This window comes from Brachybacterium sp. AOP42-C2-15 (assembly GCF_052377065.1).
In the GTDB taxonomy this organism is placed as follows: domain Bacteria; phylum Actinomycetota; class Actinomycetes; order Actinomycetales; family Dermabacteraceae; genus Brachybacterium.
In genome coordinates this window covers 34,432-48,657 of the sequence record NZ_JBQSWK010000030.1, presented here as the reverse complement: position 1 = coordinate 48,657, position 14,226 = coordinate 34,432, and the positions used below count along the sequence as shown (strand labels likewise).

Annotated in this window: 13 protein-coding genes; 7 read left to right on the top strand and 6 right to left on the bottom strand. The window is 71.1% G+C overall.

The features are described from left to right. Positions 1-403: 403 nt before the first annotated feature. The 3 genes from ACT3SQ_RS14955 to ACT3SQ_RS14945 all read right to left on the bottom strand — a co-directional run bounded on the left by ACT3SQ_RS14955 (position 404) and on the right by ACT3SQ_RS14945 (position 2,112). Positions 404-895, bottom strand: a complete 492-nt coding sequence (locus ACT3SQ_RS14955) for a hypothetical protein (protein ID WP_442332928.1) — start codon at positions 893-895, stop codon at positions 404-406. Beyond that, positions 883-1,527, bottom strand: a complete 645-nt coding sequence (locus ACT3SQ_RS14950) for a helix-turn-helix transcriptional regulator (protein ID WP_442332929.1) — start codon at positions 1,525-1,527, stop codon at positions 883-885. Before ACT3SQ_RS14950 ends, ACT3SQ_RS14955 begins: the two co-directional genes overlap by 13 nt. A gap of 84 nt (positions 1,528-1,611) precedes the next feature. Continuing rightward, positions 1,612-2,112 (bottom strand): hypothetical protein, encoded by a 501-nt coding sequence (locus tag ACT3SQ_RS14945; protein ID WP_442332930.1) that lies wholly within the window; start codon positions 2,110-2,112, stop codon positions 1,612-1,614. 367 nt (positions 2,113-2,479) lie between these two features. Between ACT3SQ_RS14945 and ACT3SQ_RS14940 the strand changes: the two genes are divergently transcribed. The 7 genes from ACT3SQ_RS14940 (at position 2,480) to ACT3SQ_RS14910 (ending at position 10,300) form a co-directional block, all read left to right on the top strand. After that, positions 2,480-3,421, top strand: coding sequence for a formate/nitrite transporter family protein (locus tag ACT3SQ_RS14940; protein ID WP_444599598.1), 942 nt, complete (start codon positions 2,480-2,482; stop codon positions 3,419-3,421). Continuing rightward, complete coding sequence (gene nirB / locus ACT3SQ_RS14935; protein ID WP_444601288.1) at positions 3,418-5,991, top strand: nitrite reductase large subunit NirB; 2,574 nt, start codon at positions 3,418-3,420, stop codon at positions 5,989-5,991. Before ACT3SQ_RS14940 ends, nirB begins: the two co-directional genes overlap by 4 nt. Continuing rightward, complete coding sequence (gene nirD, locus ACT3SQ_RS14930) at positions 5,988-6,419, top strand: nitrite reductase small subunit NirD (RefSeq protein WP_444601287.1); 432 nt, start codon at positions 5,988-5,990, stop codon at positions 6,417-6,419. The genes nirB and nirD overlap by 4 nt, the downstream gene beginning before the upstream one ends. Then, positions 6,416-7,474, top strand: coding sequence for a uroporphyrinogen-III C-methyltransferase (gene cobA / locus ACT3SQ_RS14925; protein WP_444601286.1), 1,059 nt, complete (start codon positions 6,416-6,418; stop codon positions 7,472-7,474). Before nirD ends, cobA begins: the two co-directional genes overlap by 4 nt. Continuing rightward, a complete protein-coding gene (locus tag ACT3SQ_RS14920; RefSeq protein WP_444601285.1) occupies positions 7,471-8,328 on the top strand; it encodes a uroporphyrinogen-III synthase in 858 nt (285 codons plus the stop codon). Before cobA ends, ACT3SQ_RS14920 begins: the two co-directional genes overlap by 4 nt. Continuing rightward, positions 8,325-9,035, top strand: a complete 711-nt coding sequence (locus ACT3SQ_RS14915) for a sirohydrochlorin chelatase (RefSeq protein WP_444601284.1) — start codon at positions 8,325-8,327, stop codon at positions 9,033-9,035. The genes ACT3SQ_RS14920 and ACT3SQ_RS14915 overlap by 4 nt, the downstream gene beginning before the upstream one ends. Before the next feature lie 110 nt (positions 9,036-9,145). Further along, on the top strand, positions 9,146-10,300 hold the full coding sequence (locus ACT3SQ_RS14910) for an intradiol ring-cleavage dioxygenase (protein WP_441444215.1): 1,155 nt from the start codon (positions 9,146-9,148) through the stop codon (positions 10,298-10,300). A 107-nt stretch (positions 10,301-10,407) separates the two neighbouring features. Here ACT3SQ_RS14910 and ACT3SQ_RS14905 read toward each other — a convergent pair whose 3' ends face one another. Genes ACT3SQ_RS14905 through ACT3SQ_RS14895 form a run of 3 tightly spaced genes read right to left on the bottom strand, consistent with a single transcriptional unit; the run spans position 10,408 to position 14,089 of the window. Beyond that, on the bottom strand, positions 10,408-11,451 hold the full coding sequence (locus ACT3SQ_RS14905) for an ABC transporter permease (RefSeq protein WP_444601283.1): 1,044 nt from the start codon (positions 11,449-11,451) through the stop codon (positions 10,408-10,410). After that, entirely contained in the window at positions 11,448-12,524 is a 1,077-nt protein-coding gene (locus ACT3SQ_RS14900; RefSeq protein WP_444601282.1) for an ABC transporter permease, read from the bottom strand. The genes ACT3SQ_RS14905 and ACT3SQ_RS14900 overlap by 4 nt, the downstream gene beginning before the upstream one ends. Next, a complete protein-coding gene (locus ACT3SQ_RS14895) occupies positions 12,521-14,089 on the bottom strand; it encodes a sugar ABC transporter ATP-binding protein (RefSeq protein ID WP_444601281.1) in 1,569 nt (522 codons plus the stop codon). The genes ACT3SQ_RS14900 and ACT3SQ_RS14895 overlap by 4 nt, the downstream gene beginning before the upstream one ends. Positions 14,090-14,226: the final 137 nt, after the last annotated feature.

Here is a 14,226-nt window from a genome sequence, read left to right as displayed (position 1 = left end):
CGCCAACGCCGGTCCTTGATCAGAGAGTTCGTTCCTTGCGGATCATCCTCGGGAAGGTGCGCCCCTTGCACGCCCCCTCGCCGGGAGTCATCCACAGGTTCTGATCATTCCTCGGCAGGCGGCGCCGGACGGCGCAGCACCCGAGGGACAACGCCCGCGGCGCCGTTTCTCTTCCCGGAGCCTTCGCCGCTCGGAGTAAGGCGACTTTTCGGACCAGCCGAGCTCTCTCTCTGGAGAGCGACGCTGCTCTCCGTCGGCCGGGCCGCGCTCCGTCTCGCCCTTCGGCCGGCACACACCTTCTCCCGCCGCAGTGCCGCCACCGACCGCTGCAGCAGCGCGAAGATCAGCAGGATCCCGCCGTGGTCAGTCTCGACGCCTGGCGTACGCAGGAGGTCAGTGGTGCTCAGTCCTCATCGGCAGCTGGACGGAAGGGTCGCTCGTCGCGAGACAGGTAATCGAGGGTGAGTGGGGGCAGCCCCATGCGCGAGGTGAGGGATGTCAACGTCTCTCGCACGTAGGGATATGCAAGGAAGTAGACGTTCGACTCGACCCACGCCGCGAGCGCGGCAGGGCGTGCCTCGAGATCGTCTGCAAGGTCGAAGGAGATGACATGCGCGACGGTGATCTCGGTGGTCCGCTCGGAGGATTCTTCTGCCGAGACCCGTACGCCGTGCTCGATCCGCACGAGAATCTGCCGGGCCTCCTCGACGTACGCGAATTTCGGGTGCTCTGCCTGCACGTCGTAAACGAGATCTCCACCGTCGACGGCGAGAGGACCCGCGTGGACTTCATCGAGCCGCACATTCGCGACTCGCGTCGCGCGAATGACGGCGGCAACCTCGTCGGCCGTCACCGTCGGCTCAATGTCCTTGTCAACGATCGTCAGCGTCCCCATGCGGTGACCTCGGCTGTCGAAACTGTGTGGCTGGAAAGGCTCCACGAGGAACGATCCTGCGAGATCTGAGTCCAATTCTCGACACGGACCGTACTGGTGCGGCGGGAGCTCAACCGTTGCTGCGGGCGCCCACCTTCGATGTTCGTGGACAGCTCGTGCCACTGCACCGTGGTGGCATCCGGGTTGCGGAAGAGGTAGTTGTCGATCTGGGTGAGCAGCGACTCGGAGGGGAGAGTCTCGTCCATATCGATGCCGCGGGATTCGAGCAGCCATGCGGTGACAGTCGCCCAGGGCCACGTGCTCGTGCGGCTGCCGATGATCGCGAAGGGGGCCGGGAAGTCGGCTTCCTTGGTCCACTTCCGTGCGCCTTCTCGTGACACCCCGACGCGAGAGGCGATCTCCGTGGTGGAGACGAGGTCGCGGTCGGTGCCCTGCACCTTCGCGCCCGGTGCTATCGCTTCGATCGTGCGCGCGACATCGACCGTCCGAGCGACAGCATCGTGCTCGTCGACGTCGAACGTTGCGGTTGCGTAGCGGTCGTCGCCCTGCCAGAGCAGAAGGGGAAGATCGCTGGCGAGTGCGGAACCGACGGTCGCGTCATCCAAATCGATCCCTGCGACGCGAAGAGTCATGCTGAGTGCCATGGTTCTAACGGGCCTTTCTCTCGGATGGTCACTATAGGCCCCTCAGTTGGCACTTGCCAACCGGGAGGGGGCTTAGTCGTGCAGAGCGTCACCCACAGTGTTCCGTCGCTGCGTGAGCTGCTCGAGTCGATCTCGCCGCTCTTGGACCTCATCGCTACGTCCAGGGAGGTCACGTAGTGACAGGCGAGCTTTGCGAAGCGGTGTGTCGGCTGAATCGAGGAGATCCTCCGCTGACCCGGACGTTGGCGAATCCATGGAGCCGAGCTCGTCCGAGAGATCGTCGAACTCCTGCTCGAGCAACGCCGCCTCGGCACGCTCGATCGAGGCGGACGCAAACTCCAGCAGCTCCTCGAGGCGAGAGTCGATGACGCCTCGCCGGAGGAGCTTCGCAGCGCTCTCAATGAACCGGCTGGCCGCATCGAGGAGCTCATCGACGTGCGTGAGCTCGTCGGTGATCTGTCTATGAGGGCACCTCTCCGCACGTTTCAGCGCTTGTTTCGCGGCGCTCTCGGTGCCATTCCCCGTCGAAAACGCGACGATCCGGCAGCGGCGGTCGGAGTCGGGACAGTCCATGACGATCTTTGGGTGGCTGGAGGTCCATGACGGGCAGGGCCAGCCGAGCTTCCGAATGCGATCCAGTACCTCTTGCCACGACTTGTTGTCGTGGCGGGGCCATTCGTCCGCTCCCATCCAGCAATCCCATCTTCAGAATTCCTCACGCTTCACGACAGGTTACCGGTGTGCGCCGACAAGCTCCGGTTTCAGGGCACGGCTCCTGTTCTTGGGCGTCGCACGGCCCGTCCACCCCTGAGACGTCACATCACGAGAAGGTCACGGCGCCCTCTCGCCCTTCGTCTCAGCTCCACAAGAGCCCAGGATGGCCGCACCCCGCTGCAGGCGCACGGGACATGCCCATCCTTCCCTCGTGTCAGGAGCTGCCATGTCCTACGTCCAGCCCACCGATCTGGTGGACCGGCTCACCGCCGCCGGCGCCTCGAAGGTCACCTACTCCGCCGGAGTCACGGTGCTGCGTGCCTTCATGGCCGGGGCGATCCTCACCCTCGGCGCCGCCTTCGCCGTCACCGTCTCCACCCAGACCGGGGAGCCGCTGCTGGGAGCGCTGCTGTTCCCCGTCGGCTTCATCCTGCTGTACCTGATGGGCTACGACCTGCTCACCGGGGTGTTCACACTGATGCCGATCGCACTGATCGCGCGGAAGCCCGGAGTGACGGTGCGCTCGATGCTTCGCGTCTGGGGCCTGGTGTTCCTGGGCAACTTCCTCGGCGCATTCATGGTCGCGGTGCTGATGGCCATCTACTTCACCTACGGCTTCTCCACCGAGCCCAGCCCCGTGGGCCTGGCGATCTCCGAGATCGGCCATGGCCGCACCGTCGGCTACGCCGATCACGGCGCCGCCGGAATGCTCACCCTGTTCATCCGCGCCGTGCTGTGCAACTGGATGGTCTCCACCGGCGTGGTCGGCGCGTTCATGACCGACAACATCCTGGGGAAGATCGCCTGCATGTGGATGCCCGTGATGCTGTTCTTCTACATGGGCTTCGAGCACTCCATCGTGAACATGTTCCTGTTCCCCTCCGGCCTGCTGCTCGGCGCGGAGTTCACGATCATGGACTACCTGATCTGGAACGAGATCCCCACCGTGATCGGCAACCTCGTCGGCGGCCTGGTGTTCGTGGGCCTCCCGCTCTACTACGCCCACCGCCGCAAGAACCCCGCCGCTGCTGCCGGTACCCCCACCACCGCGACCGGCACCGCTGCGGAGGCCACCCCCGCCCCTGCCCTCGACCCCACCGGCGCCCCGGCCGCCCCGCCGGCCGACGGACCCACGGAGGCCCCCGAACTGGTGGGGGCGCCCCGATGAGCCCCCGCATCGTCGTGATCGGCGCCGGGATGGCGGCGCACCGCCTGGTCGACTCGCTCGTCACCCGCGCCGAGGAGCGGATCACCGTGACCGTGCTCGGGGACGAGGCCCGCCGCCCCTACGACCGGGTGGGCCTGACCCGCTTCTTCGACGGGGAGAGTCCCGAGGAGCTCACCCTCGCGCACACGATCTTCGAGGATCCCCGCGTCACCCTCCACGAGGGGGACCCCGTTCAGGCGATCGACCGCGAGAACCGCACCGTCACCACCGTCTCCGGCACCGTCCACCCCTACGACCACCTGGTCCTCGCCACCGGCTCCCACGCGGCGAGGCCCCCGATCCAGGGCGCCGAGCTGCCCGGCTGCTTCGTCTACCGCACCCTGGACGACGTCGAGGCGCTGCGCCGCCACGTCGAAGCACGCGCCGCACAGTCCGACGCCGCACAGGGCGATCGGCCCGTGCGCGGGATCGTCGTCGGCGGCGGGCTGCTGGGCCTCGAGGCCGCCGGCGCCCTGCAGGGCATGGGCGCCGAGGCGACGGTCCTGCAGTCCGGCGACCGACTGATGTCCGCCCAGCTCGACCTGCCCGCCGGAGCCACCCTGCGCCGCCTCATCGAGGCCCGCGGGATCACCGTGCGCACCGAGGCCCGCTCCGCCGCCGTGCTCCCGGGCGCCGACGGCAGCGCCCGCGCCGTCGTCCTCCCGGACGGCTCCGAGCTCCCGGCGGACCTCGTGATCTTCACCGTCGGCGTCCGCCCCCGCGACGAGCTCGCCCGCGCCGCGGGCCTGACGTGCGACGAGCGCGGCGGGGTGCGGATCGACGAGGCCTGCGCGACTTCCGACCCGGCCGTGCACGCGATCGGCGAGGTCGCCTCCTTCGAGGGGCAGTGCGTGGGCCTGGTCGCCCCCGGCTACGCCATGGCCGAGGTGGTCAGCGACCGGATCCTCGGCGGGCAGGCGACGTTCGCCGGCTACGACCTCTCCACCAAGCTCAAGCTCTCCGGCGTGGACGTCGCCAGCTTCGGCGACGCCTTCGCCACCACCCCCGGCGCCCTGGACGTGGTCTACACCGACCCCGTGAACGGCGTCCACAAGAAGCTCGTCCTCTCCGACGACGCGAAGACCCTGCTCGGCGGAATGCTGGTGGGGGACGCCTCCGCCTACGGCTCCCTGCGCCCGCTGGTCGGCGGGCCGCTCGGCGGGGACCCCGCCGCCTACCTGCTCCCCGCCGGGGCGTCGGCCGCCCCGACCGCCGAACTGCCCGACGAGGCGGTGGTCTGCTCCTGCTCCTCGGTGAGCGCCGGCGCCATCCGCCACGCCGTGCGAGAGCAGGGCTGCGCCGACGCCGCGGCCGTCACCGCCTGCACCAAGGCGGGCGCCACCTGCGGCTCCTGCACCGTCATGGTCACCTCGCTCGTGGGCAGCGAGCTCGCGAAGCTCGGCCGGGCCGTCTCCGCCGGGCTGTGCGAGCACTTCGACCTCTCCCGCCGCCAGCTGTTCGACGCCGTGCACGTCTCGGGCCTGACCACCTTCAGCGCCGTCATCGCCCGGTTCGGCCGCGGGCGCGGCTGCGACACCTGCAAGCCCGTGCTCGCCGGCATCCTCGCCCTGCTCGGCGGGGAGCATGTGCTGGACAACGAGAACGCCACCCTGCAGGACACCAACGACCACGTGATGGCCAACATGCAGAAGGACGGCACCTACTCCGTGGTCCCGCGCATGCCCGGCGGGGAGGTCACCCCCGAGGGCCTGATCACGGTGGGGGAGGTGGCCCGCGACTTCGGGCTCTACACCAAGATCACCGGCGGCCAGCGGGTGGACATGTTCGGCGCCCGCCTCGAGGAGCTGCCGCTGATCTGGCGGCGCCTGACCGAGGCCGGCTTCGAATCCGGCCACGCCTACGGCAAGTCGCTGCGCACCGTGAAATCCTGCGTGGGCTCCACCTGGTGCCGCTACGGCGTGCTGGACTCCACCTCCATGGCCATCCAGCTCGAGCTGCGCTACCGCGGGCTGCGCACCCCGCACAAGTTCAAGCTCGGCGTCTCCGGCTGCGCCCGCGAATGCGCCGAGGCCCGCGCCAAGGACGCCGGCATCATCGCCACCGCCCAGGGCTGGAACCTGTACGTGGGCGGGAACGGCGGCGCCACCCCGCGCCACGCCCAGCTGCTGGTCGAGGGCCTGGACGACGACACCCTGATCCGCACCCTGGACCGATACTTCATGTACTACGCCCGCACCGCCGACAAGCTCCAGCGCACCGCCCCCTGGCTCGAAGCGCTCGACGGCGGGATCGACGGGTTGCGCGCCGTGATCATGGACGACTCCCTGGGGCTCGCCGCAGATCTGGACGCGGCCATGGAACGCCACGTCGAGGGTTACCGTGATGAGTGGGCTGAGACTCTCGCCGACCCCGCCAAGCTCGCCCGCTTCCGCTCCTTCGTGAACGCCCCCACCACCCCCGACCCCGGCCTCGCCTTCGTCCCCGAGCGGGGGCAGGTGCGCCCCGCCCGGCCTGAGGAGCGCACGGGTGGGATCCTGATCGCCGGCACGACCCTGGAGGTACGACGATGACCCCGACCCTCACCACCCCGAGCACCGCCAGCCCGACTCTCGCCAGCCCGAGCCTCAGCAGCCCGGCCCTCGCCCCGCAGCTCGCGGCGAACTGGCTCCGGCTGTGCACCCTCGCGGATCTCGAGGTCGAACGGGGCTGCGCGGCCCTCGTGGGCCAGGAGCAGGTCGCTCTTTTCCTGCTGGCCGACGGCGACCTCCGCGCGGTCGACAACCACGACCCCTACTCGGGGGCGAACGTCATCTCCCGCGGCATCGTCGGCTCCCGCGGCGGCCGTCCCACCATCGCCTCCCCGATGTACAAGCAGGTCTTCGACCTACGCTCGGGCACCTGCGTGAACACCCGCGGCAAGCAGGTGCGACGCCTCCGGGTCTGGCCCGTGCGCACCCTCGACGGGGACGTCTACCTGCTGCGCGGCGGCGCACGATGACCGTCGAGTCCGGAGCACGGACTCCGGCGCCGGCCCCGGCGTTCGGGAGGCCGACCCGCACGCTCAAGGCACCGGCACCGGCACCGGCACCGGCACCCGCACTGACTCCCGCCGCGGCACCGGCACCGGCAACCGACCCGTTGGCCGCCCGCGGCCACGTGGCGCTGGTGGGCGGCGGGCCGGGCCCGCTGGACCTGCTGACCGTGCGGGCCCTGCGGTTGCTGCGCGCGGCCGACGTCGTGATCGTCGACCGGCTCGGCCCCGCCGCAGAGGTCCGCGCGGAGCTGCGTCCCAGCGCGCTCGTGATCGACGTCGGCAAGCGCCCCGGCCACCATCCCGTCCCGCAGGAACAGATCAACGCCCTGCTCATCGCGCACGCCCGCGCCGGGAAGGCGGTCGTGCGGCTGAAGGGCGGGGATCCGTTCGTGCTGGGCCGCGGCGGCGAGGAGGTGCTCGCCTGCCGCGCTGCCGGGATCGAGGTCGAGGTGGTCCCCGGGATCAGCAGCGCCTTCGCCGTGCCCCAGGCCGCCGGGGTGCCGGTCACCCATCGCGGACTCTCCTCCACCGTGCACGTGGTCAGCGGGCACGACCTGAGCGGGCCGCACGGACCGTCGGCCGCGACCCTCGCCGCGCTCGCCGACGACGCGGTGACCACCGTGGTGCTGATGGGGGTCGCGGCGCTTCCCGCCCTGGTCGCCGCCGCCCTCGCCCATGGAGTGCCAGGGCAGCGGCCGATCGCGATCATCGAGAACGGCCACACCCCGCGACAGCGCACCACCCGCACCACCCTCGCCCGCGCCGTCCATACGGCCGGAGCCGTCGGCGTGCGCAGCCCCGCGGTGATCGTGATCGGCGAGGTGGCCCGGGCCGGACTGCTGCAGCCGGAAACGTCGGCAGCGCTCGCCCCCGCTGAGCTGAGCCCATCGGCCGCGCTCGCCCCCGCTGAGCCGAGCCCATCGGCCGCGCTCGCCCTCGCGGAGCCGAACCGGTCAGCGGCGCCGGACCTCGCCGAGATGGCCGCACTCGGCGGGCAGACGCCGGAGCACGCGGCGTGAGCACCCCGCCCCAGCTCTCCAGCGCGCTCGAGGGCAGGCGGCTCGTGCTCGCCCTGGACCGCCGGGCCGAGGAGCTCGCCGCCGCGCTGATCCGCCACGGCGCCGAGATCCAGCACGCCCCCGCGATGAGCATGATCCCGCACGTGGATGACCCGCAGCTGCTGGCCCGCACCGCCGAGCTCATCGCCCTCCCGCCGAACCTGCTGATCGCCACCACCGGCGTGGGCGTGCGCGGCTGGTTCGAGGCCGCCGACGCCGCCGGCCTCGCCCCCTCGCTGCGCGCCGCGCTCGCCGGCACCCGGGTCCTCGCGCGCGGCCCCAAGGCCCGCGGCGCCGCCCAGCAGGCGGGACTCACCGTGGACTGGGTCGCCCAGGAGGGCACCTCCGCCGAGGTGATCGCCCACCTCGCCGGCCAGGACCTCACCGGGACCCGCGCCGCCGTGCAGCACCACGGCTCCGGGGCCGACGGCCTCGACGAGGCGCTGCAGGGCGCCGGCGCCGAGGTGGTGGCCCTGACCGTCTACCGCTGGGGACCACCGCGCGACCCCGCCGCTGTGCACCGCTCCGTGTGTGATGCCGCCGCCGGAGCAGTGGACGCGGTCCTGTTCACCGCCGCACCCGGCACCGAGAACTGGCTGGTCGCCGCCGAACAGGCCGGCGCCCTGCCGGACATCGCCGCCCGCACCCGCGCCGGGGAGCTGGTCATGGCGGCCGTCGGCCCCCTCACCGCCGCACCCCTGGAAGCGCGCGGGATGTCCGCACTGCTGCCCGCCCGCAGCCGGATGGGCGCGCTGGCGCGCGCCGTCATCCAGCACTTCGACCCCACCGCCCCGACGGCGCAGGAGGACTCATGACCGCGCTGATCGCCTGCTCCCACGGCACCCGCTCCGCGGCGGGCCGCGCCGTGATCGCCCGGATCCGGGAGCAGCTCGCCCGCACCGTCCCGGACGCCGAGGTGCGCGAGGCCTACGTCGACGTGGAGCAGCCTGAGGTCGCGGGCGTCGTCACGCGCGCCGCCGCGGAGGGCCCCGTGGTGGTGGTGCCGCTGCTGCTCTCGACCGGTTTCCACACCTCCGTGGACATCGCCGCGGCCGTCGAGCCCCATCCCCGCGCCGTCGCCGCCCCCGCCCTCGGCCCGCACCCGGCTCTGGTGCGGGCACTGCGGGACCGACTCGCCGCCGTCAGCGAGGGAGATGCCGGGCATCGCCCCGGCGATCATGTGGTGCTCGCCGCAGCCGGCTCCTCCGAGATGGCCGCCGCCCGTGCCGTAGAGCACATGCGTGATCTGGTCGCCGCCCACCTGCCGTGCCCCGTGAGCATCGGATACGGGGCGGGCTGCGCGCCCTCCCTCCCGGAGGCCGTCGACGCGGCGCGTGCGGCCGGCGCCCGGAGGGTGATCGCGGCGAGCTATGTGCTGGCCCCGGGCCATTTCGCGAACCTCGTCGGCGGCGCCGGGGCCGACCTCGTCAGCGCCCCGCTGGGGGCGCATCCGGAGGTGATCGGCGTGGCCGCCGCGCGGTTCCGGGAGGCGCTGGCCGTCCTCGCTCAGCCCGTGAGCTGATCCAGGGAACTCCCCACCGAACCCCAAAAAGGTCACGGAAAGGTCACAGCACGCCCACAGCCAGCGGTTCTACGTTTCTCGCTCCAGCACAGGACACCGAGAGGACCGCCATGGACAATGTCCCGCACCGCCCCGTCGGCCGCGCTTATCCCGAGGCCCGCGAGCACGACCCTGCCGCGCCGGCGACGGACCCTCCGACCCGCTTCGAGGGCCGCCCCCTGCACCACCCCGAGGAGGACGTCGAGGACCAGGGCCTCGCCTTCGACGTCGGTACGCTCGTCTCCCGCCGCGGAGTGCTCGGAGTGCTCGGCGCCGGCAGCGTCGCCGCGGTCCTCGCCGCCTGCACCGGCGGAAGCGCCGAGACGTCCGACGGCGCCGGCAACGGGGGAGGGGTGAGCGGCGGTGGGGCGAGTGACGGCGGCGGCACCTCCGCCTCAGCCCTCGAGGAGATGCCCGGCGAGACCGCCGGCCCCTACCCGGGGGACGGCTCCAACGGCGCGGACGTGCTCGAGACCAGTGGCGTCGAGCGCAGCGACCTCCGCTCCAGCATCGACTCCGACACCACCGCCGAGGGCGTGCCGCTCGAGCTCACCATGAACATCATCGACATGGCCAGCGGCGACGTGCCGATGGAGGGCGCGGCGGTGTACCTGTGGCACTGCGACGCCGAGGGCCGCTACTCGATGTACTCCCAGGGGCTGGAGAACGAGACCTACCTGCGCGGTGTGCAGATCACCGACTCCGCGGGCGCCGTCACCTTCACCAGCATTCTCCCCGGCTGCTACGCCGGCCGCTGGCCCCACCTCCACTTCGAGGTGTTCCCGGACGCCGACTCGATCGTCGACGCCGGCAACGCGATCCTCACCTCCCAGATCGCCCTGCCCGAGGTGGAGTGCCGCGAGGTCTACGCGCTCGAGGGCTATGCCGGCTCCACCGCGAACCTCGATCAGCTGACCCTCGAGAGCGACGGGATCTTCTCCGACGGCTACGAGCAGCAGCTGGTCGCCTTCAGCGGTGACCTCGAGGGCGGCTACTCCTTCAGCATCGACGTCCCGATCGACACGACCACCGAGCCTGAGGCCGGCGGGATGCCCGGTGGGGGCGGCGGTGAGGGTGGCTCTGGCGGGGAACCCCCCGCGGGTGGCGAGGGAGGCCCGGGTGGCGGCGGCACCCCGCCCGAGGACGCACCGCAGGGCGGGGGCCCCGGGGGCGAGCCTCCGGCGGACGGCGAGGGGTCCGAGGCGCCCAGCGACGGCGGGGAGTGACGGCCGGGAGTGACGGGGGCGCAGGGAACCCGCTGCAGCGCGGCCGGGCTCTGCCCGCCCGGCCGCACTGTCCCCGTCGGGCCGCCCCCGCTGCTCTGCCCGCTCCGCTACTCCCGCTGCCTCGACATCACCGCACGCTGCAGCAGCACGAAGATCAGCAGGATCCCGCCGGTGATGATGGTGGTGGCTTCCGGCGGGATGCTGCCGTCGCGGGTGATCAGCACGTTCATCAGGCCCAGCACGAGCGCACCGACCACGGAGCCGAGCACGTAGCCGAAGCCGCCGGTGAGCAGGGTGCCGCCGATGACAGCAGCAGCGATCGCATCGAGCTCCCAGCCGATGCCGGTGATGTTCTGGGCGGAGCCGAGGCGCGCGGTGTAGACCACCGCGGCGATCCCGGCGAGGGTCCCGCTGATCACGTAGATCAGCAGCTTGGTGCGCAGCACCGGCAGGCCCATCAGCGAGGCGGACTGCTCGGAGCCGCCGATGGCGTAGACGGTGCGCCCGGTGCGGGTGCGGTGCAGCACCAGGAACGCGGCGATGACCACCAGCAGAGCGATCAGCACGCCCGGGGTGATGACCAGGTCGTTGACCTTCGGACCGTCGATGATCTTGAGCTTCGTGCCCAGCAGCAGGATCCCGGAGCCCTCCTCGAGCCGCACCGGCACGGTGGAGAGCATCGAGGCCAGGCCCCGCCCCAGGAACATCATCGCGAGCGTCGCGATGAAGGGTTGGACGTTGAAGTATTGGATGAGGATTCCGGAGGCGAGCCCGATCGTGGAGCCGATCAGGATCATGACCACGATGACCAGCACCGCATTCATCCCGGTGCCGGCGAGCATCACCCCGCACACGGAGGACAGCGCGATGATCGCCCCGACGGAGAGGTCGATCCCGCCGCTGATGATCACGAAGGTCAGCCCCACGGCCAGGATGATCAGATGGGCGTTGTTGATGAAGAGGTTCGAGATGGTGCTGAGCTGGAAGATCCGGCCGTAGGCCGTCTCCCCGTAGATCAGCATCAGCACGAAGATGACCAGCGCGGCCAGGGTGGGCAGCGAGTCGGCGCGGAAGAAGCTCTTGACCCGGTGCAGGGGCGAGGGGCGCTGCGGGGTGCTGGTCGCCGGCGGGGTGGTGATCGCGGTGCTCATGCGGACACCGCCTCCTTCGGGGTCTCGCTGCGGGGGCCGACGGGCCGGGAGCGGCGGGCACGGAACAGGTCCCGTACTCGCTGGGACTGCAGCAGGCACAGCGCGATGATCACGATCGCCTTGAACGCCGGGGTGGCGGAGGAGGAGATGCCCAGGAACACGACGGTCTTGTCGAGGGTGGCGATCAGCAGCGCCCCGATCGCGGCGCCGGTGATGTTGAACTTCCCTCCCGCCAGGGAGGTCCCGCCGATCACGACGGCGAGGATCGCGTCCATCTCCAGCTGGTAACCGGTGTTGGAGACGTCCACCGTCATCACGCTGGCGGTGGCGAACACTCCGCCCACCGCGGCGAGGAGCCCGGAGGCGATGTACACCGCGAACAGCAGGCCGCGCCGGTTCACCCCGGCCAGGCGTGCGGCCCGGGGATCCATGCCGATCGCCTCGATCATCAGGCCCAGTGCGCTGCGGCGCACCAGCAGGCCCACCGCGATCACGATCAGCACGGCGAGCACGAACACCACCGGGATGCCGAGCACGTAGCCGTTGGCGAGCCAGCGGAAGGACTCGTTGCTCGCCGCGGTGTTCTGCCCGCCGGTGATCACCTTCGCCAGACCTCGCCCGGCGAGCATCATCACCAGGGTGGAGATGAACGGCTGCAGCCCCACCACCGAGACCAGCACGGCGTTCACGGCGCCGAGCGCCGCTCCCAGCAGCAGCGCGAGGGCGAGCGCTCCGGCCGCGGCGCCGACGGAGCTGCCGGCGGAGGAGAGGAACTCCATCGCGATCGCGCCGGAGACCGCCATCAGCGAGCCCACCGAGAGGTCGATCCCGGCGGTCGCGATGACCAGGCACATGCCCACCGAGATCATCGCGATCGGCGCGGCGGCGCGCAGGATGTCGATGATGTTGCCGACCAGGGACCCGGTGGTCTCGTTGTAGCTGACCGCCAGGTATCCGGGGTCCTTGAGCGTGTTGATCAGCAGCAGCAGGGCGATCGCGATGATCCCCCAGAAGTAGGGGCGGCGGATCAGGTCGAGCACCGCTGAATGCCGGGGTGTGCCGTCGAGGCTCATGAGCCGACTCCTGTTCCTGCGGGGTGGGGGCTCCCGGGCTGGCCCGGTGCGGGGTCCCCGGCGATGGTGGCGATCAGCGAGTCGGTGGTGACGGACTCGTCCACGGTGAGGTCCGCCAGCTTATGGCGGTCCTTCAGCACGATGATGCGGTCGCTGAGCCGCACCACCTCCTCGAGCTCGGAGGAGATGAACACGATCGCCACGCCGTCATCGGCCAGGGCGATCACCTGCTCCATGATCTCGGTCTTCGCGCCCACGTCGATGCCGCGGGTGGGCTCATCCAGGATCAGCACCTCCGGCTGGGTCGCCAGCCACCGTCCCAGCAGCACTTTCTGCTGGTTCCCGCCGGAGAGGTTGCTGATCGGCCGGTCCGGATCGGCGGGCCGCACGTTCAGCGCAGTCATGTACTTCTCGACCAGGGCGTCCTTCTCGTGCGCGGGCAGCGGCCGGGCCCAGCCGCGCTCCGCCTGGACGGCGAGGATGAGGTTCTCGCGCACGGTGAGGTCGCGGATGATGCCCTCATCGCGCCGGTTCTCGCTCGCGTAGGCGATGCGGGCGGCGAGTGCCTGGGAGGGGGAGGAGATCGAGGTGGTCGCGCCGCGCAGCTGCACGGTGCCGGATTCGGGTTTGTCCGCCCCGTAGACGAGGCGGGCGAGCTCGGTGCGGCCGCTGCCCAGCAGGCCGGCGATGCCGAGGACCTCCCCGGCGTGGAAGGTGACGTCCGTCGGCTCGAGCGAGCCGGTGCGGCTGAGGCCCTCGGCGCTGTAGACGGGGGTGCCGGTGCGGTCCACCTCGCGGCGGGCGCTGGCGCGCTCGAGCGAATCCAGTGCGCCGATCTCCTTGCCCACCATGGTGGAGATGAGCGCGCCCTGGCTGATCTCCTCGGTCATGAACTCGCCCTGGAACACGCCGTTGCGCAGCACGGTGAGGCGGTCGCTGATCTCGTACACCTGGTCCAGGAAGTGGGAGACGAACAGGATCGCGACCCCCTCATCCCGCAGCGAGCGGATCACCGCGAACAGCTGCGCGACCTCCGCCGAATCCAGGCTCGAGGTGGGTTCGTCCAGGATCAGCACCGTGGAGTCGGTGACCGTGGCGCGGCTGATCGCGACCAGCTGCTGCAGCGCGATCGACAGGGAGGAGAGCGGCTGGCGCGGGTCCAGCCCGCCGAGCCCCACCTTCGCCAGCACCTCGGAGGCCCGTCGATGGGTGGCACCCCAGCGGATGCCCAGTGGCCCGCGCAGCTCATAGCCGAGCATCACGTTCTCGCCGATCGACAGGTTCGTGCAGAGGTTCACCTCCTGGTACACGGTCGAGATCCCGGCGGCCTGGGCGTCGGCCGTGCCGTGCAGGCGCTGGGGGGTCCCGGCGACCAGGACCGTGCCCGCGTCGATGCTGTACACCCCGGTGAGCGCCTTGATCAGGGTGGATTTCCCCGCGCCGTTCTCGCCCATCAGGGCGTGGACCTCGCCGGGGAAGAGCCGGAAGTCGACCCCGTCGAGGGCCTTGACCCCGGGGAAGGAGATCGAGATGTCCTGCATCTCGACGATCGGTGGTGCGGGCATCGGTGCCTCTCCGTGGGTGCTGCGGGCAGCGGCGATCAGTTGCGGTGGGGTTCTGCGCGGCGCTCTGGGGTGCTGCGGGCTGGTCAGACGGCCTGGTCAGGCGCAGTCAGGTGCGGTGCGGGAGGCCCCGTCCTTCG